This window comes from Alcanivorax sp. IL2 (assembly GCF_047495475.1).
Lineage (GTDB): Bacteria > Pseudomonadota > Gammaproteobacteria > Pseudomonadales > Alcanivoracaceae > Alcanivorax.
Map to the genome: position 1 here is coordinate 2922671 of NZ_CP179932.1, position 19151 is coordinate 2941821.

General features: G+C 60.1%; 17 protein-coding genes. 3 read left to right on the top strand and 14 right to left on the bottom strand.

What is annotated here, in order from left to right:
- Positions 1 to 3: 3 nt before the first annotated feature.
- The 4 genes from ACMG4N_RS13480 to rpoE are packed head-to-tail and all read right to left on the bottom strand — an operon-like array spanning position 4 to position 2604.
- Positions 4 to 480, bottom strand: coding sequence for a SoxR reducing system RseC family protein (locus ACMG4N_RS13480; RefSeq protein WP_297768840.1), 477 nt, complete (start codon positions 478 to 480; stop codon positions 4 to 6).
- Positions 480 to 1445, bottom strand: coding sequence for a MucB/RseB C-terminal domain-containing protein (locus ACMG4N_RS13485; protein ID WP_297768838.1), 966 nt, complete (start codon positions 1443 to 1445; stop codon positions 480 to 482). The genes ACMG4N_RS13480 and ACMG4N_RS13485 overlap by 1 nt, the downstream gene beginning before the upstream one ends.
- 3 nt (positions 1446 to 1448) lie before the next feature.
- Positions 1449 to 2015 (bottom strand): sigma-E factor negative regulatory protein, encoded by a 567-nt coding sequence (locus ACMG4N_RS13490; protein WP_297768835.1) that lies wholly within the window; start codon positions 2013 to 2015, stop codon positions 1449 to 1451.
- A gap of 4 nt (positions 2016 to 2019) precedes the next feature.
- Positions 2020 to 2604 carry an RNA polymerase sigma factor RpoE gene (gene rpoE / locus ACMG4N_RS13495; RefSeq protein ID WP_297768830.1) on the bottom strand — a complete coding sequence of 195 codons (585 nt, stop codon included), beginning with the start codon at positions 2602 to 2604 and terminating at the stop codon, positions 2020 to 2022.
- Between the two features lie 169 nt (positions 2605 to 2773).
- Between rpoE and nadB the strand changes: the two genes are divergently transcribed.
- Positions 2774 to 4366: an L-aspartate oxidase gene (gene nadB / locus ACMG4N_RS13500; RefSeq protein WP_297768827.1), complete on the top strand. Its 1593-nt coding sequence runs from the start codon at positions 2774 to 2776 to the stop codon at positions 4364 to 4366.
- Positions 4367 to 4517: 151 nt separating this feature from the next.
- On the opposite strand, the gene ACMG4N_RS13505 is transcribed toward nadB, so the two are convergent.
- Together ACMG4N_RS13505 and ACMG4N_RS13510 are read right to left on the bottom strand one after the other, a co-directional pair.
- A complete protein-coding gene (locus ACMG4N_RS13505) occupies positions 4518 to 4913 on the bottom strand; it encodes a hypothetical protein (protein ID WP_297768825.1) in 396 nt (131 codons plus the stop codon).
- A complete protein-coding gene (locus tag ACMG4N_RS13510; protein ID WP_297768821.1) occupies positions 4879 to 5139 on the bottom strand; it encodes a succinate dehydrogenase assembly factor 2 in 261 nt (86 codons plus the stop codon). Before ACMG4N_RS13510 ends, ACMG4N_RS13505 begins: the two co-directional genes overlap by 35 nt.
- A 230-nt stretch (positions 5140 to 5369) precedes the next feature.
- Between ACMG4N_RS13510 and ACMG4N_RS13515 the strand changes: the two genes are divergently transcribed.
- Positions 5370 to 6308, top strand: coding sequence for a YgfZ/GcvT domain-containing protein (locus ACMG4N_RS13515; protein WP_297768818.1), 939 nt, complete (start codon positions 5370 to 5372; stop codon positions 6306 to 6308).
- A 220-nt stretch (positions 6309 to 6528) separates the two neighbouring features.
- Here the strand turns inward: ACMG4N_RS13515 and ACMG4N_RS13520 are convergent, their stop codons facing one another.
- From ACMG4N_RS13520 to recJ, 8 genes are all read right to left on the bottom strand, one after another.
- A complete protein-coding gene (locus tag ACMG4N_RS13520; RefSeq protein ID WP_297768815.1) occupies positions 6529 to 8022 on the bottom strand; it encodes a cytochrome-c peroxidase in 1494 nt (497 codons plus the stop codon).
- 259 nt (positions 8023 to 8281) lie between these two features.
- Positions 8282 to 9394 (bottom strand): enoyl-CoA hydratase/isomerase family protein, encoded by a 1113-nt coding sequence (locus ACMG4N_RS13525; protein ID WP_297768812.1) that lies wholly within the window; start codon positions 9392 to 9394, stop codon positions 8282 to 8284.
- Between the two features lie 161 nt (positions 9395 to 9555).
- Entirely contained in the window at positions 9556 to 10248 is a 693-nt protein-coding gene (gene ung, locus ACMG4N_RS13530) for a uracil-DNA glycosylase (RefSeq protein ID WP_414432067.1), read from the bottom strand.
- Positions 10241 to 10909, bottom strand: a complete 669-nt coding sequence (locus ACMG4N_RS13535; RefSeq protein WP_297768809.1) for a TetR/AcrR family transcriptional regulator — start codon at positions 10907 to 10909, stop codon at positions 10241 to 10243. Before ACMG4N_RS13535 ends, ung begins: the two co-directional genes overlap by 8 nt.
- Before the next feature lie 116 nt (positions 10910 to 11025).
- On the bottom strand, positions 11026 to 12525 hold the full coding sequence (lysS, locus tag ACMG4N_RS13540; RefSeq protein ID WP_297768805.1) for a lysine--tRNA ligase: 1500 nt from the start codon (positions 12523 to 12525) through the stop codon (positions 11026 to 11028).
- Positions 12526 to 12621: 96 nt separating this feature from the next.
- Positions 12622 to 13738, bottom strand: a protein-coding gene (gene prfB, locus ACMG4N_RS13545; RefSeq protein ID WP_297768802.1) for a peptide chain release factor 2 whose coding sequence is annotated in 2 segments (ribosomal slippage) — positions 12622 to 13665 and positions 13667 to 13738 — 1116 coding nt in all. Because the reading frame shifts where the segments join, the coding sequence is not laid out codon by codon here.
- Positions 13739 to 14165: 427 nt separating this feature from the next.
- The gene (locus tag ACMG4N_RS13550; protein WP_035247581.1) at positions 14166 to 14450 is read right to left on the bottom strand and encodes a hypothetical protein; all 285 of its coding nucleotides are present in this window, start codon (positions 14448 to 14450) and stop codon (positions 14166 to 14168) included.
- 374 nt (positions 14451 to 14824) lie between these two features.
- Positions 14825 to 16549: a single-stranded-DNA-specific exonuclease RecJ gene (recJ, locus tag ACMG4N_RS13555; RefSeq protein ID WP_297768793.1), complete on the bottom strand. Its 1725-nt coding sequence runs from the start codon at positions 16547 to 16549 to the stop codon at positions 14825 to 14827.
- Positions 16550 to 16991: 442 nt separating this feature from the next.
- Here recJ and fadB point away from each other — a divergent pair, with 442 nt between their 5' ends.
- A complete protein-coding gene (fadB, locus tag ACMG4N_RS13560; RefSeq protein WP_297768790.1) occupies positions 16992 to 19139 on the top strand; it encodes a fatty acid oxidation complex subunit alpha FadB in 2148 nt (715 codons plus the stop codon).
- The last annotated feature ends 12 nt before the right edge of the window (positions 19140 to 19151 follow it).

A 19151-nucleotide genomic window follows, 5' to 3' on the forward strand; every position in this document is an offset into this window, starting at 1 on the left:
CTTTTATTTTGCAGGCTGCACCACAACCGCCTGGCAACCGTCGTCCCCGGATGTCACCAGATACGGCTGATAAGCCCGATTATGACTCGCGCTTCGACTCAGTACACGGTTGATTACAAACCCCAGCACCAGGCCACCCATGCCAAACAGGGCCGATGCATCAAACGCCGTCACCGGCAGCAACGTCCCCAGCACAGACCCGCCCACCAGCAGAGCCAGCGGCAGACCATAGACCCACAGGGCGCCACGCATGAGCGCGCCTTCCGGCAGTGCCAATTGCACCGTATCACCGACCTGATGAATCTCACGGGAAGAAACAGGAACACGCAGGTGGGCACGCTGCCCACTCTGCTGTTGATTGACAAGATGGTGGCCGCATCCGGCCTTGGCCTTGCAGGCACCGCAGGTCGAGGCACGTATGGTCTCTACCCAGATGGCTTCGGCTTCCACCGCGACCACTGTGCCCTGCTCCAGAAGCATTACGGTTGGCTGTCCCTGACGCTGATGCCATCGATCACACGCAGCGCCGTACTCTGAGGCACTTCACCGACCAGGGTCACCAGATAAACACCGCTGGGGGCGGCCAGGCGGCGGCTTACCGCTACCGTCGGCCCAACCCGGCTGACCCCCTCTTCCACGCTGTTCTCGCCAATAGCTTCCACAAACACCGTGAAGGCCGCCAGGCCATCACTGAAACCACGGGCCGCCACCGGCGCGCGATCCGTTGTCGCCTGCCGCCAATCCTGCTTCATGGCACGGAAACCGGCCGGCAGCCATTCCGGACTGACGGTCAGCTTCATGGAAGGATGAGACTCGGCTACCGGCGCCAGCGCTTTTTCATGGCGAGCTTCCGGCACTGCGAAATGATCGAGACCCAGCTGCGGTGACAAGGTGAGAGTGACAAATTCCACGCGCTCCAGGGCTACACCACTACCATCCACGATTTCGGATTTGAGCAGCAGGCGGGATTCCTGATCCAGCCACAAACGATACCCGTAACGATGGGTATCCAGCGGCGCCACCCGCATACGAGTGGCATGGCGGCCGGCTACCCGGCCATCACCATCCACCAGGATGTTGTACTGTTCCGGCAGGTCACTGGCCAGGCGATCCCCCAATGCCAGGGGGCCGGCTTGCTGACTATTAAGGCGGGTGAGACTGCGATCCGGGTGCAGACAGAGCACCTCGTCACCACGGCGGATCACTTCCACCAGGCGGCCGTCCAGATGGGTCAGACGCTGGTACTGGCGACCCTCGATAACCGCGTGGCTGACTTCCATGGTGCTGATTTCAGCGCCGAACTGATAAAGAAAGCGACCGGTGTAACTCAGGGAACGGTTGGCCTCGGCCATGGCCTGAAGCTGGTTGTGCGCCGACGAATCATCCGCCAGCGCCACCAGGGGCGTACATAGAGACAGGGAAAGGGCGAGTGCGCGCAGCATCATCCGTTAGCGGGCTCCACTGCGTGCGTCCATACTGACCAGGCGAGCAAAAGGCATCATCCCCTGGCCACTGTTACGGGCCGCAAACTCACTGTGCCGCAGCAACATGTCGTTACCACGAGGCTGGACCTGGGCTGCCGGTGTTGCCACCGGATTGTTGCCATTGAAAGACCGGGATACCAGCGACGCCTCCGCAAACGGACGGCTCATGCGGCTATCCTGGGCCGACGCCATCACCGGCGCAGCACCGGGAGACTGGGTTGCATCCCAGCTCTGCCAGCCCACCACCGTAGCCGCTGCCACGGACGCAGCCACCGCCAGACGGCTCACGCTGCCCAGCCAGGCCGGGCGACGCGCTGGCGCCTGTTCGGCGGCCAGTGCCGCAGACAGGCTGGCGTTGAAGCCCGCGGGCACGCTCGTGGATGGCTGCTTATGCATCACATCCCGGGCAAGCTGCCAACGAGACAGTGCATCCAGATCGGCATTGTCGATATCACGCATTACCCGACGGGTTTCCAGCTCGCTGGTTTCCCCATCAAGGAACGCAGACAGTGTTTCCAGGTCCCTGCTCATACACTCACCCTTTGTCGCCACGCTGGGAGCCCAAAAGCGGGCGCACAGCCGTATCAATTGCTTCCCGGGCCCGGAAGATACGGGAACGAACAGTTCCCACCGGGCATTCCATTACCGCCGCGATGTCCTCATAGCTGAGACCCTCGAATTCACGCAGGGTCACGGCAGTTTTCAGTTCATGGGGCAGCTCTTCGATGGCTCGATGGATTACTGCCTCCAATTCCTGTGACAACACGAGGGACTCCGGGGTTCCAATCTCGTGCAGCATTTCTGCACCGGCGTACTGCTCGGCCTCGGCCGCATCCAGGTCCGAGCCGGGTGGCCGCCGACCAGCGGCCACCAAATGGTTCTTGGCGGTATTCACGGCAATACGATAAAGCCAGGTGTAAAAAGCACTATCACCCCGGAAACGGGGCAATGCACGCCAGGCTTTGATAAAGGCTTCCTGGGCCACGTCCTGCACTTCATCGGAGTCACGCACATAGCGGCTGATCAGGGCGAAAATACGCTGCTGATATTTACGCACCAGCACTTCAAAGGCACGCTGATCGCCGGTTTTGGCTTTCTTGACCAACTCTTCGTCTGACACCGATCCCCCGGATCTTTCGCGAAACGCGGATACATGGCAATGGTCGCATAACGACCAATTAAAGCAGGCCATTGTAGCAGGTGTGAGGGTCCCGGCTATACTATGGGGCTGTTTTGCCTACCCTTTTCACATTGCTTGAACATTTGTTCGGGCGTTCTAAGGATTGCTCATGGCCACCTTCCGACACGATGTACTCATCATTGGTTCCGGAGCGGCGGGATTAACCACCGCCCTGCGCCTGCCTGATGATTGCCGGATCGCCCTGTTATCCAAAGGCGAGCTGACCAGCGCCAGCACCTATTATGCCCAGGGCGGTGTCGCCGCAGTGCTGGATCAGGAGGATTCCCTGGAAAGCCATGTGGCCGATACGCACGTGGCCGGGGGCGGCCTGTGCCATGACGATGCGGTGCGTTACACCGTGGAAAACGGCCCCGATGCGATCCGCTGGCTGATTGATCTGGGGGTAGATTTCACCCGTCTGGCCGGCAACAACGAAGGCTCCCTGCCCTATCACCTGACCCGCGAAGGCGGCCACAGCCATCGGCGCATCATTCACGCCGCCGACGCCACCGGCAAGGCTATCTCCGGCACCCTGATCGGCCAGGTGCGCAACCGCCCCAACGTCACCCGCTTTGAATACCGGGTAGCGGTAGATCTGATCCTGCAGGAGCACAACGGCGAAAAGCGTTGCTGTGGGGCCTATGTACATAATATCGACACCGGCGAAACCGATGTGATCCTGGCTCGAGCCGTGGTGCTGGCCACCGGCGGGGCCTCCAAGGTGTACCTGTATACCTCCAACCCGGACGTGGCCACCGGCGACGGCATCGCCATGGCCTGGCGGGCCGGCTGCCGGGTGGCCAACATGGAATTCATGCAGTTCCACCCCACCTGTCTTTACCACCCCAAGGCCAAGAGCTTCCTGGTTACCGAGGCGATTCGCGGCGAAGGCGGCCACCTGCTACTGCCCAGCGGCGAGCGCTTCATGCATCGCTTTGACGAGCGCGGCGAACTGGCGCCCCGGGACGTGGTGGCCCGCGCCATCGACCATGAGATGAAACGCCTTGGCGCCGACTGCCTGTATCTGGACATCAGCCACAAACCGGCAGATTTCATCATCGAGCACTTCCCCACCGTCTACGCCAAGTGCCTGCAACTGGGCCTGGATATCACCCGCGATCCCATGCCGGTGGTGCCCGCCGCCCACTACACCTGCGGCGGCGTGATGATCAACGAAAACGGCCAGACTGATGTGCCCGGCCTCTACGCCATCGGCGAAACCAGCTTCACCGGCCTGCACGGCGCCAACCGCATGGCCAGCAATTCCCTGCTGGAATGCCTGGTCTACGGGAAGGCTTCCGCCGAACACATCGGCGCCACCCTGGCCGACGTCCCCGACCCCCGCGAGCACAAGGAATGGGACGAATCCCAGGTCACTGATTCCGACGAAGACGTGGTCATCAGCCACAACTGGGACGAGCTCCGCCGCTTCATGTGGGATTACGTGGGCATCGTACGCACCGAAAAACGCCTGCAGCGCGCCCAGCACAGGGTGGACATGCTGAAAAGCGAAATTGCCGAGTACTACAGCAACTACCACATCAGCAACGACCTGCTGGAACTGCGCAACCTGGTCGTCATCGCCGAACTCATCATCCTTTCCGCCATGCAACGCAAGGAAAGCCGGGGGCTGCATTTCATGCGCGACTTCCCGGGGGTGAATGATGAGATTGTGGATACGGTGCTGACGCCGGAACAGTAGTGAACAGTTAACAGTGAATAGTGAACAGCGCGCGAGTTGGCGTTGTTGCTATTTTCAAAGCAAGAGGCCGCGCCCAGACTCTGGGCGCGGCCTCTTGCGTAACAGAACCGGAAACCTGTCGCGCGCGCTGTTAACTATTCACTGTTAACTATTAACTGCTTTTCCTGTTGGTCCACAGCCACTGATAAAACGGCTGCAATTGCTCCCGGGGGGCCTGGTCGTCGAACAGGTGTAGCCAACCTTTGGGGGTCTGGATGGCCATCCAGGGGCCGGCGCGCAGGACTCGGCGGGGGCTCTCCAGCTCCTGCCAGTGGCGACCGATGAGGGTAAGGCGTTGTTCGTGGAGTTCCATCTGGGCGAGCTGGGCAGGCCGCCATCTCCATACCAACAGCGGCAACGCCAGCAGCATCAATACCGACGCCCACCACGGCATTTGCGCCAGCAAAATCGCCGGGGCCACCGCCGCCATCGCCAGCCAGCGAATCCGGGCGGGATAGCGAGAGGAATTCAGCTCAACTTTTTTTCGCGGAGACCAGAGCAAGGACATGCCGTACATACTCACGCAATGCCGGGTCTTGTGGCTCACTGCGGCGGGTAAACCACTCGAACATGTCCGCATCTTCACAGGCGAGCAGCTTCGGGAACCAGGCCTGATGCTCCGGCGATTCATTATCGAAGTGATCGTCCAGGTAGGCGAACAACACTACCTCTGCCTCCGAAGCTCCGCGGCGGCACTGCCAACGATATTGACGTTTCAGGTCATCATGACTCATTACTGCATTATCCTGATCAGAAATTGCGGCACCGCGTTCCGCGCCGTATGCCCATTATCCAACACCTGCCCTACTGACTCCAGCGTCAAGCCCCGGTCTTTGCCGTCAAAAAATTGCCAGAGACAGCAAATTCCTGCCTCATGGAACCACGCGGCAGGCCTGGATTCAGGTACCATGTCCGATGATTTTTCATCTCTATCGCACGCCAAACGAGCAATAACAGGAGCCCCATGAGCTGGTCCGATTTCATTGCCGCCCAGGCCTTGGCCAACAGTGCCGAGGCTCCCTACATCAGTCATTGCGACCACCTGGCCGTGATCCGCGCCCATGGCGAAGAAGCCGGCCATTATCTGCAGGGCCAGGTGTCCTGCGATCTGCGCGAAGTGGATCAACAGGGCCACCGCAACGGCATGCACCTGACTCTCAAAGGCCGCGGCCTGATCAGCGCACGTATTGCCCGGGATGGCGACGATTACCTGTTGCTATGCCCTGCGGATCTGAGCGACGCGGTGATCAAGGCATTGATGAAATACCGGCTGCGCGCCAAGGTGGAATTCACTGTGGACGACGATGTCGTGGTGCTGGGTCTGGCCGGTAATCTCCCCGCCGAAGCCCCCGATCACGGCAACAGCGCCGAGACCGATCAGGGCCTGTGGCTGCGCTACCCTTTCACCGACCATGCCTTGCTGCTCGTCAAGCAGGACAACGCCGAACACGTCTGGCAGACCCTCGCTACTGATCGGGCCACCACTGGCGCCAACGGCTGGCAGCTCGCCGACATCGATGCTGGCGAAGGCATGGTCTACCCCGGTGCGCAAGACCTGTTTCTGCCCCAGGTGCTCAATTACGACGTCACCGCCGGGGTGAACTTCAAGAAAGGCTGCTACACCGGCCAGGAAGTCGTCGCCCGCATGCACTTCAAGGGCAAGCTCAAGCAGCGTATGCAGCGAATCAACTACAGCGCCGATGTGGAGCTGACTCCGGGCGAAACCCTGCGCGACAGCAACAGCAAAGCCGCCGGCGAGGTGGTCAGCGCCGCCCGCACCCCACATGGCGGTGCCGCTCTGGTGGTGCTGCGAAGGGATACCGATGGGGTGCTATTCCGGGAAGAACAGGCGCTGGAGAGCCAGCTTGGCGCGTTGCCTTATTCGTTGCCGTGGAAAGAGTGAGAATTCAGTTAACAGTTAATAGTGAATAGTTAACAGCGGCGCGAGGCCGCATCGTTGTTATCTTCAAACGCAAGAGGCCGCGCCTAATGCCTGGGCGCGGCCTCTTGGGTTGTAAAGCAGTGGACCCTACGAAAACCACGCCCCTATCAATGAGGGGAGCACTGGCGTCGCGATGGCGGCATTCGCCACAACAACATCGCGCCACAAGCGACACTCAACCTTAGAGTGTGGACTGGGCCTGCAGCCGCAACCCGTCCGGGTCGGCCACGGTGTTGTCCGGGATCCATTTCGCCATGCAGTCACGATCTTTCAGGCAAGGGTCGGTGAGCGTCTCCAGGAACGCCAGCAACTGATCCACCTGTTCATCGCTCAGCACGGTGTCCGGCAGCTGTGACTTGCCTGCCAGTCGCAGGCTGGCCAACTGGTCCAGCGCCTTCTGGGTATTGGCTGTCATATTGCTCACCTGCACGGCAGGGTCCAGCTGGCTGAAATCAAAGTTGTCGATGGCCTGCTGCGGATTCAGGTGATGGCGTATAACGGCTTCCAGCGAAGTATAACCACCAGCATGCCCCCAGGGACCGGTTTCGGTCACATTAAGCAGATGCGGGGTGCGGAAAGCGTACTTGTCGTCGGCATCACCGGTTTCCCGGAAACGGCCAAAGTCTTCACTGCCATCCGGACCATCACCCTTACCGCGGCCCACCTGGGGCATTCCCACCACATGGAACTGCTCGTCGGTCAGGAAATCACCACTGTGGCAACCCGCACAGCCCGCGCCGCCTTGCTCCTTGCCGTTATAAAACAACAAGGCGCCACGCTTGGCCTGATCGCTAATCGCCTGTAGCTCCCCTTCCAGGTAAGCCTTCCAGGGTGAGTCGATCAGCACCTGAGAGTTCTGGTAGCTGGCGAGCGCCTCTGCCACATTGTCGTAGGTGATCAGGGTATTCGCATCCGCTGCCGGTTGCTCAAACCCCTGACGGAAGGCATCCAGCCATTGATTGGTCACTAGCGCGAGCTCAACATCGCTGCCACGCAACCGCTGCTCAAGGTGGGTACGCAACGCGGCATTATTATTGCCAGCCTCAAAACTGAAACCGCGCATTTCCTCCGGGGATGTTACCGGGAAACGAGCCTGGGCTATGGAGAGGTTGGCTCCGGCATCCGGGTCCGCCACTCCAAAGGCGCTGTCCGGCGTGCGGATGCCCCCACCGGCGCCATTCAGGCCGGCAGTCTTGTCCAGGCTTTCTACCCGGCCGTCGTGAAACAGCACTTCATCGTAGAACACGATATTGAACGTGGAAGGCGCATTACGTGGCACCGTCGGCCCGCCGTCAAAATGCGTTCCGGTGCTCAAATGCAGGCGCCCTGGCCCCAGCAGGTCCGGCTGAACTGCTTCCACGCCAATCGACAGGGAAAGGTCATCACCGCCACCCAGCATGGGGTGGTGACAGGAAACACAAGCGGAGTCCAGATCTCCCCCCAGGCCCTTGCTAAAGAAAAGCTGCATGCCCAGCTGCGCCTTGGGCGACGCAATATCCGGTAGGCTCCGGCCCACACTCGGGTCGCCACTGATTCCCTGCTGCTGTGCTACTGCGGACACTCGTTCATCCAGCGTTGGCTGGAAACTCGCTTTGTCATTACTGTCACCACCACAACCACCTAGCAGCAACAGACACGCCAGTACCCCACTGACCGTCCATGGACTCTGTATCATCCCTTTCCCCAAAAGTGTGATTTATTGCATATTGTTTGCGGGCTGATTTTTTACCAAACCCACACAATAAACAAGGCATTTATAAAAAATTCACAGCAATGAGGGCGAAGGGGTCTAGTCATTAGTGAGCAGTGAATAGCCTGCAGCTTGGTCGTGGCAGTGGCCACAAACGCAAGAAGCCGCGCCCAAACAGCGGACGCGGCCTCTTTGCTTTACGAACCATGAAAGCCCGGCTCGCGCCGTTATCAATTATCTATTATCAACTATCAATTGCCTCTAACGGGTGCTTTGGCGCCGGGCACTCGAAGAAACCCTCAATGTATTCTCTAGGAACATCATTGACGCTGCGGTGACGGAAGCCGGGGTTACCGTCCTTGTCGATGAGCAAGGCGCGTACCCCTTCGCGGAAGTCGCCGTGCAGAGAGCACTGTACCGCCAGACACCATTCCATGCGGAAAATATCGGCCAGGGACAAATAGGTGGAACGGGCCAGCTGCTCCCACACCAGGTGCGCGGTTTGCGGGCAGCCGCGCTCCAGGTTACCCAGCGCCTTGTCCAGCCAGGCATCGCGATCCTTGGCAGTCAGCAGCTGCTCCACCACCACCGGCAGGCTCTCGCCGTCGCAGAGGCGATTAATCTGCGGCAGGTGATCCATCAGCGGTTGAGGCAGCTCACTCATGTCCGCGGCCTGTTGCTTGAACAGACGATAGAGCACGGCCCGGTTGTCGGTGACGTCATCGGCGAAGTCCTGCTCCGCCAGCGCCGCCAGCAGGTTATCCGCATCGCCATCCACCATACGGTCGGCCATGCCGATTTCCACCGCTTCGCGGCCATTGATGTGCACACCGGTCAGGCCCAGGAACAGCCCCGCGCGACCCGGCAAACGATTCAGGAACCAGCTGCCGCCCACATCCGGGAACAGGCCAATGGTAATTTCCGGCATGGCCATGCGCGAACGCGGTGTCACCAGACGGAAATCCGCGCCCTGCAGCAGCCCCATGCCACCGCCCATGACAATGCCATCGCCAAACACCACCACCGGGATCCGGCTGGTGTGGAGGCGGTAATCCAGGGCGTATTCCTCGGCGAAGTACTGCTCCGTGAAGGGATTTCTGCCCTGCCCGGCATGCTTCACCATGGACTTGTGCATCTGCACGATATCACCGCCGGCACAGAACGCCTTGCCCCCGGCGCCGTCCAGCCAGATCGCCACCACATCGTCACGCTGCTCCCATTCGTCCATCTGCTTGCTCAGGGTCTGGATCATTTCCAGGCTCAGGGCATTGAGGGCTTTGGGGGCATTCAGGGTGGCCCGGGCGATCACACGGCCGCAGCGGGTTTCGATTTCGGAAAACAACACGCAGTCAGACACGACAACTCCATAAAGCAGTGAATAGTTAATAGTGAACAGTTAATAGCGCGCGGGCTAGTGATGTTGATAGCCAAGAGGCCGCGCCAAAATTCTGGGCGCGGCCTCTTGCTTTGAAAAACAAAAGAACCTCTCGCGAGCTATTCACTCTTAACTGTTCACTATTAACTGATTTTCCAGTCGATGGCCGTCTTACCCTGCTGCAACAAATACTGATTGGCCCTGGAGAAATGGCCGCAGCCGAGGAAGCCCCGGTGGGCGGACAAGGGCGACGGGTGCGGGGCGGTGAGTACGCAGTGCTTGTTGCGGTCGATCAGCTTCCCCTTCTTCTGGGCATGGCTGCCCCAAAGCAGGAAAACCAGCCCCTCTCTTTCCCGGTTCAGGTGCTCGATGGCCTGGTCGGTGAACTGCTCCCAGCCCTGCTTCTGGTGAGAGGCGGCCTGGCCGGCCTCCACGGTAAGCACCGCATTGAGCAGCAGCACGCCCTGCTCCGCCCAGTGAGTCAGATTGCCATGGGGCGGGATCTCGATACCCAGATCCCGATGTATTTCCTTGTAGATATTGACCAGCGACGGTGGGGTTTTGACGCCTCGCTGCACGGAAAAACACAGGCCATGGGCCTGATCCGGACCGTGGTATGGGTCCTGGCCCAGGATCACCACCTCCACCTTGTCGAAGGGCGTCAGGTTGAAGGCATTGAAGATATCCGGGCCGGGCGGAAACACGGTTTTCCCGGCCCGCTTTTCATCGGCCAGGAAAGCCCGCAGCCGGGCCATATAGTCCTGTTCGAACTCCCCGGCCAGGTGCTGCTTCCAGCCAGGCTCCAGTTGTACGTTCTCTGCGCTGCTGTCAGCCACGGGGCAACAACTTGTCCAGCAGGTTACACATACGTACCTCGACGAACTCCTCGGAGATTTTCTCCGGGTGTACCAGCAGACGCTGTTCGATGGACATCATCGCCATGAGAATCAGCTCCGCATCCAGGCGCGGATTGCTGCTGCCGAACAGTTCCGTGGCGATCATCAGGCTTTCCAGCTGCTGGTGCAGGTACAGATCCGCCAACTCACGCAGGCGGCTATCCATGATCGCTTCCTGCATGAACGCCTGCTCCGCCACCAGGTGACCACGGCGGGTATTCAGCTCGTCGACGATAAAGGCCGCCATCATTTTGCCCATCATATCGATCAGGCGCTGGCGCTCTTGCGCATCGGCAAGACTGTCACGGGAAAATTGCGACAACAGGGCAAAGGCCCGTTCCTTGAACGGCTCGATGACATCCTTGAGCGCCCGTTCGGCGAACAGGGTGAAGGTATCGGCGATCAGGTCGGAGATATCTTTGAAGTAGTAGGTGGTTGCCGACAGGGGCACCTCCGCCTCACGGGCCACCGCCCGGTGACGTACTGCACGGATACCCTCTTTGACAATAATATTCAGCGCGGCTTCGAGAATTGCCTGGCGACGCTGTTCACTGCCGGCGCGACGCGCTTTTCTTCCTTGGTATTGAATTGCACTACTCATGGACACAGTCAGCCTTTGTTGATTCAGCCCGGTACTCCCCCCTGAGGGGATGTGTTGTGTCGCTCTCCCACTTTCTTAACCGCAAGCCGGGGCACAAACCGTGCCCCAATTCAGCCTCAGCGCCCCTGGGGGCGCATGTGCGGGAACAGGATCACGTCCCGAATGGACGGTGAATCCGTAAACAACATTACCAGCCGATCGATGCCAATGCCCTCACCGGCTGTCGGCGGCAGACCATGTTCCAACGCGATCACATAGTCCTCGTCGTAGAACATGGCTTCATCATCGCCGGCATCCTTTTCCGCTACCTGCTGACGGAAACGTTCAGCCTGATCTTCCGCATCGTTCAGCTCCGAGAAGCCGTTGGCGATTTCGCGGCCACCCACGAAGAACTCGAAGCGCTCGGTCACAAACGGATTATCGTCCATACGACGGGCCAGCGGCGACACTTCCGTGGGGTACTCGGTGATGAAGGTCGGATCTTTCAGGCGGTGCTCCACCGTCTTCTCGAAGATCTCGATCTGCACCTTACCCAGGCCGTAACCGTCCTTCAGCGCAATCCCCAGTGACTCGGCGATGGCGCGGGCCCCGTCCAGATCCGCCAGCTTCGCCGGGTCGATATCCGGATTAAAATGCAAAATCGAATCGAAAACCGTTATCCGGGTAAAGGGTTTACCAAAATCGTACACATCACCCTGATAACTCACCTCCGTGGTACCCAGCACGTCCTGGGCCAGCTTGCGCAGCATTTCCTCGGTCAGGTTCATCAGATCGTGGTAATCACCGAATGCCTGGTAGAACTCCAGCATGGTGAATTCCGGATTATGACGGGTGGAAAGTCCTTCGTTGCGGAAGTTGCGGTTGATCTCGAACACCTTCTCGAAACCGCCTACCACCAGACGCTTGAGGTACAGTTCCGGCGCGATGCGCAGGTACATGTCCATGTCCAGGCTGTTGTGGTGGGTAATGAAGGGCCGTGCGGTGGCACCACCAGGAATCACCTGCAGCATGGGGGTTTCCGCTTCCACGAAGTCTTTCTCTACCAGGAAGTTGCGGATACCCGCCACCATCTTCGAGCGGATCTGGAAGGCCTTGCGGGTCTCTTCGTTAACGATCAGATCCACGTAGCGCTGACGGTAGCGAGCTTCGGTATCGGTGAGGCCCTTGTGCTTTTCCGGCAGCGGACGCAGTGCCTTGGTGAGCAGCAGGTATTCATCCATCATCACGTACAGGTCACCCTTGCCCGATTTGCACAGGATGCCTTTCACACCAACGATATCGCCCAGATCCCAGTGTTTGGTGTCTTTCTGCACGTCCTTGGAGGCATAAACCTGAATGCGCCCGGACATGTCCTGCAGCACCTTGAAAGCCTTGCGATCGAGCATCATACGGCCGGCAACAGCGACCTGAATGTTCTTCTCAGCCAGCTCTTCCTTGCTGAACTCGCCATACTGCGCCTGCAGGTCAGCGGCCAGGAAATCGCGACGGAAGTGATTGGGGAAGGCGTTGCCCGCCTCACGCAGGTCGGCCAGTTTGGCGCGGCGCTCGGCGATCAGGCGGTTTTCGTCCTGAGACGTTTCCTGGGGATCAGTCTGTGTCTGTTGCTCGTCGGCCATCGGGTTACCTTAATTCGGTCTCTCGCCTGCCTGCTGGCAAGGCTGATGCTGCTTGTTAATACAGCGGGGGCCGCCAGGGGTCCCCGCTTCCCGGAATTACAATCCTGCTTTCAGGGACGCTTCAATAAACTGATCCAGCGCACCGTCCAATACTTGCTGGGTATTGTGGCTCTCTACGCCGGTGCGCAGATCCTTGATGCGGCCATCATCCAGTACATAGGAGCGGATCTGGCTGCCCCAGCCAATATCCGACTTGTTGCTTTCCTGGACCTGCTTTTCCGCGTTGCGGCGCTGCATTTCCACTTCATAGACCTTGGCCTGCATCATCTTCAGGGCCTGGTCCTTGTTCTGGTGCTGGCTTCGCCCGCTCTGGCACTGGGTCACCAGGGTGTGCTTCTCGCCACCTTCGTCGGTGTAATCATAGGTCAGGCGCACCGCGGAATCGGTTCGGTTAACGTGCTGGCCACCGGCGCCGGAGGCTCGGTAGGTGTCCACCCGCATGCTGCCCACGTCGATATTCACGTCGATATCGTCGTCCACTTCCGGGGACACAAACACCGAGCTGAACGAGGTATGGCGGCGGCCGCCGGAATCGAACGGGCTCTTGCGCACCAGTCGGTGCACGCCGGTTTCGGTACGCAGCCAGCCGTAGGCGTACTCACCTTCAAAACGCACCGTGGCAGACTTGATACCGGCCACATCACCGGCAGAGGCTTCCACCAGCTCGGTCTTGAAACCGTGGGCCTCGCCCCAGCGCAGGTACATGCGCAGCATCATTTCGCCCCAATCCTGGGCCTCGGTGCCACCGGAGCCGGCCTGGATATCCAGGTAGGCGCTACAGGCATCCATCTGCCCGGAGAACATGCGGCGGAATTCCAGATCTGCCACCATCTTCTCCAGCCGCGCCAGCTCGCTTTCTACTTCCGGCAGGCTGTCTTCATCGCCCTCTTCCACCACCAGCTCCAGCAGGCCGGAGGTGTCTTCCACCCCCTGGGAGGCGTTGTTGATGGTGTTGACGACCAGCTCCAGCTGGGCGCGTTCCTTGCCCAGGCCCCGGGCATAGTCCGGGTCGCTCCAGACATCCGGGTTTTCAAGCTCGCGCTCGACTTCGGTCAGACGTTCACTCTTCTGATCGTAGTCAAAGATACCCCCTAAGCGCTTCGACACGCTCAGACAGGTCGGAAAGATGGGTTCGCAGCGGATTGACTTCCATTACGTCTCTCTAGAATCAGTGCTTGGCAGAATTGATACGCGGAAAACAGCGCAGTCTAACGGTTTGCGGGTTAACTGACGAGGGGCGGCACCTCCGCCTTCGCCGCAGGAGCGCGGCCCGCACGTTTATAACGAAGCCGCTGTAGGAGTTCCTCTTGAGGGACGAACCACGCATCAGCGTGGAAATCGTCCGCAGAGCCTACCCCAGATTCGGTTCGGAGTAGCAGAGCAACCCGGGCCTCCAGAAGGATCAGGTGACGCCCACATCGGCTGTCTCCTCGCCAGGGCTCGGATTCGTCCCTCAAGAGGAGTTATTCGCTTCGCTCACCCTTCGGGCCGCACGGAAATGCGTGCTTTACTCCGCTACGCTCCGTTCCTACAGCGGCTTTGAAGATGTCACGGATCGTGCCGCCAACGACGCGGCCAGATCAGTCTCTCAACTCGTAGACGTGGTGAGCCTCGCCCTTCATGTTATCAATGGTGGTACCGATATAGCGGGCATTATTGGGAATACCGGAACCGGTGGTGAACACCTTGAAGGTGCGCACTTCTTTCGGGGTGTCGATCACGGTGTCCGCGTCCACTTCCACCCACATGAAAATCACCGCTTCCTGGGGGATGTAATCCACCCGCAGTACCTTGCCTTCTTCGGGCAGGCGCAGCTCCTGCACCTCGTTGACCACCTTCAGGCGGTGCTTGTGTATGGTCTTCATTTGAGTCCCCTCCGTTAAGGACACAACACGACGGTGGACGATAGCCACCCCGCGCAGTCAATGCCGGCACGGCCTTTTGGGCCGCACCCTGGTAAAACAGGCGCCCGATGGTGAGCGCGAGGCGCAATGCTAGCAAAAACCCGGGCCGCCGACAGCATTGTCGACAATTTTACGAAACAGCTACTTTCACACCTCCCTACCTCCCTCCCCCGTAGGAGCGGCGCTTGAGCCGCGAACCCCAAGTTCGATTTACCACAATGACATCACAGAGGGCGCAGAGATCACCAAGCCCCCCGGAATTTTCGGTGTTATCCGGTGACCGGTTCGCGGCTCAAGCGCCGCTCCTACAGGGGCGATGTAGTGACGGGACGGCGTTACAGCGGAATCAAATGCTCGAACAGCAACTGCGGGTTACGCTGGCCGCGGAATTCGTTCACTTCCAGCCGATAGACGCCGCGCACCCGGCTGATCCGCTTGGGCAGGGTTTCCACCGGTACATTGAAGTGGATGGCATCGATGATGCCGCTGACGCCGGGCAGGCCCAGGGTCAGTTTAAGGTGACGCTCGCCGACGATGCGGTGCTTGAGCACCTCGAACTCGCCATCGAAGCTTGGGGCCGGGAAGCCCTGCCCCCAGGGAAAGCGATGACTGAGCAGCTCGGCATTGCTCAATGACAGCTCGTGGTCATCCAGCTCGCCATCGGTCTCCACCACCTTTTCCAGTGCCTTGGGCGACAACAGCTCGCTGACCGCTTTTTCAAAGGCCACCTTGAACTGGTCCAGCTTGTCTCGCTCCAGGGACAGCCCAGCCGCCATGGCGTGGCCGCCGAACTTGCTCAGCAGTCCCGGGTTGGCGGTGGCCACCGCATCCAGGGCATCACGCAGATGCAGGCCGGGGATCGAGCGGCCAGAGCCCTTCAAGGTACCGGGCTGCTGGGCCGGGGCAAAGGCGATCACCGGCCGGTGAATGGCTTCCTTCACCCGCGAGGCGAGAATCCCCACCACCCCTTCGTGCCATTCCTTGCCATACAGGCACAGCCCTGCCGGCAGGTTTTCCGGGTTCAGCCGCGACACTTCCACCATGGCCGCATCGCGCATGCCGTGCTCGATGGAGCGGCGCTCGCGGTTGATGGTGTCCAGCTCCTGGGCCATCTCCAGAGCCTCAGCGTCGGTCTCCGCCAGCAGGCAGGCGATGCCGTGGGTCATGTCCGACAGGCGCCCCGCCGCGTTCAGACGCGGGCCCACGGCAAAGCCCATGTCCGCCGCCAGGGCCCGGTTCGGGTCGCGCCCGGCCACCTGCAACAGGGCGCGGATGCCCGGGCAGCCCTTGCCGGCGCGGATACGGCGCAGGCCCTGCTCCACCAGAACCCGGTTGGCATCGTCCAGGGACACCACATCCGCCACCGTCCCCAGCGCTACCAGGTCCAGCAGATCGGTGATCGGTGCCGTAGGCGTAAAACCCTGCTCGCGCAGGGCCCGTTGCAGATCCATCAATAAATAGAAGGCGACACCGACACCGGCCAGGTTGGCGGCGGGGAAATCCTCACAGCCCGGCAGGCGCGGGTTCACCAGTGCATCGGCGTCCGGCAGGGTGTCACCGGGCAGGTGGTGATCGGTGATCAGCACCTTGATGCCCCGGGCCCGGGCAGCAGCCACGCCATCCACGCTGGCGATGCCGTTATCCACGGTAACTATCAGGTCCGGCTGGTACTGCTGCTGGGCCAGCTCAACGATGGCCGGCGACAGGCCGTAGCCGTATTCGAAACGATCCGGCACCAGGAACTCCGGGCGCGGGAAGCCCAGCAGTTCCAGCCCGCGCACCATCAGGGTGGTGGCGGTGGCGCCATCGGCGTCGTAGTCGCCGACAATACAGATACGCCAGTGGTCGGATCGGCCTTGTAACAGCAGCTCCACGGCCCCACGCAGTCCTGTGAAGGAAGACGGATGCGGTAAGCGCTTGAGCGCCAGGTCCAGCTGCGCCGGGTCATCCACCCCCCGCCCGGCCAGAATCCGCGCCAGCAACGGCGGCACATCCGGCCAATCCGGGGTGTGCCGTGGGCGGCGGGTAATGGCGGGCAGGCTGAGTTTGTCTACGGGCATCGGTATATAAGGCTCGGTATGGGCTCGGTGCTATCACGCACGCTGTAGGAGCCATGCTCGCATGGCGAAAGGCTTTCAGGTTAGTAGCTACGTGACAGGAAACATGCCTCAACGGTTCGCCATGCAAGCATAGCTCCTACGAGAACGGGGTTGACCATCAAGGCAGGCAGTCTGCCACGCCGCACCCGGAACAGCACTATCACAGGTCGCAAGTGATGTTTTTTTCACCAACCGCCACCCATCCACCGGCCCCACGACTAATTAGTCACAAATTGGGGCTAAAAAAGTCATTCACCTTCCCTATACTTGCGGGCCTACGAGTTTCGTTGTTTATGTAAGCAAACACTCACATGAATGACGCCGCCTCCCCCATTTTCGGGGACCGGGGCAATACCAAAGCGGCCAAGTTAGCCGCGTACTTTGGGACTGGAGAGCAGAAGCTATGATCTATCAAGGCAACGCCGTAAGCGTACAACTGCTTGACGACGGCATCGCCGAACTGAAGTTTGACCTTCAGGGCGAGTCCGTTAACAAGTTCAATCAGGAAACCGTGGAAGATCTCGGTAAGGCCGTCGATGCCATTAAAGGCAACAGCGACATCAAGGGCCTGGTCGTGACCTCCGGCAAGTCGGTTTTCATCGTTGGCGCCGACATCACCGAATTCACAGACATGTTCAAACTGCCGGAAGACGAAATCGCCGGCTGGTGTCTGAAATCCAACCAGGTCTTCAATGCCTTTGAAGATCTGGACATCCCCAAAGTGGTTGCCGTTAACGGCATCGCCCTGGGTGGCGGCCTGGAAATGTGCCTGGCCGCAGACTTCCGTGTACTGAGCGAAAAAGCCCAGGTGGGACTGCCGGAAGTGAAGCTGGGCCTGTACCCGGGCTTCGGCGGCACCGTGCGTCTGCCCCGTGTTATCGGTGTGGACAACGCCGTTGAGTGGATCGCCGCTGGCGGTCAGCATCGCGCCGACAAGGCCCTGAAAGTGGGTGTTGCCGATGCCGTGGTTGCTCACGACAAGGTCAACGACGCTGCCATCGACCTGGTCAAGCAGTGCCTGGCCGGCAAGATCGATTTCCGCGCCAAGCGTCAGGAAAAGCTCGAGCCCCTGAAGCTGCCGCCCATGGAAAACATGATGGCCTTCCAGACCTGCATGGCCATGGTCCAGGGTCAGGCTGGCAAGAACTACCCCGCTCCCGTCGCTGCCGTCAAAACCATGCAGGCTCACGCCGGCATGAACCGCGACCAGGCGCTGGAAGTGGAAGCCAAAGGCTTCGCCAAAGTGGCCAAGACCCCGCAAGCCACCGCCATGGTCGGCCTGTTCCTGGCAGACCAGCAGGTGAAGAAGGTCAACGGCAAAACCGCCAAGGCCTCCAAAGGCTTTGAGCAGGCCGCCGTACTGGGCGCCGGCATCATGGGTGGCGGTATCGCCTTCCAGTCCGCCCTGAAAGGCACCCCCATCATCATGAAGGACATCGCCGACAAGGCGCTGGACCTGGGCATGAACGAAGCCTCCAAGCTGCTCGCCAAGCGCGTCAGCAAAGGCAAACTGGATGCGGCCGGCATGGGCAAAGTGCTGTCCAACATCCGCCCCACCCTGAACTACGGCGACTTCGGTAACGTTGGCGTGATCGTGGAAGCGGTGGTCGAGAACCAGAAGATCAAGCAGTCCGTTCTGGCCGAAACCGAAGAGAAAGTGGAAGACGGCACTATCCTGGCGTCCAACACCTCCACCATCTCCATCACCAAGCTGGCCGAAGCCCTGAAGAAGCCGGAAAACTTCGCCGGTATGCACTTCTTCAACCCGGTACACATGATGCCGCTGGTGGAAGTGATCCGTGGCGAGAAGACCTCCGACGAAACCGTTGGCACCCTGGTGGCCTACGCCCAGAAAATGGGCAAAACCCCCATCGTGGTCAACGACTGCCCCGGCTTCCTGGTTAACCGCGTACTGTTCCCCTACTTCGGCGGCTTCGGCATGCTGATGCGCGACGGTGCCGATTTCCAGGCCGTTGATAAAGTGATGCAGAAGTTCGGCTGGCCCATGGGCCCCGCCTACCTGATGGACGTGGTCGGCATCGACACCGGTGTTCACGCCGCCCAGGTAATGGCAGACGGCTTCCCCGAGCGTATGCAGTACGACTTCAAAGACGTCTCCACCGTGATGTTCGAAAACGAGCGTTATGGCCAGAAGAACGGCGTTGGTTTCTACAAGTACGAGCAGGACAAGAAAGGCAAGACTCAGAAAGTGGTCGACGAAAAGACCTACGAACTGATCAAGCCCCACGTCGCCGACACCCAGGAATTCGATGCGGAAGAAATCATCGCCCGCATGATGATTCCCATGTGCACCGAAACCGTTCGCTGCCTGGAAGACAACATCGTAGGTTCCGCTGCCGAGGCCGACATGGCCATGATCTACGGCATCGGCTTCCCTCCCTTCCGTGGTGGTCCGCTGCGCTACATCGACAGCCTCGGCGTGAAAGAATTCGTCGCGCTGTGTGACAAGTACGCGCACCTGGGTGGCATCTACGAAGCACCGCAGATGCTCAAAGACATGGCCGCCAAGGGCGAGTCTTTCTTCGCCTAAGCCACGGACTGA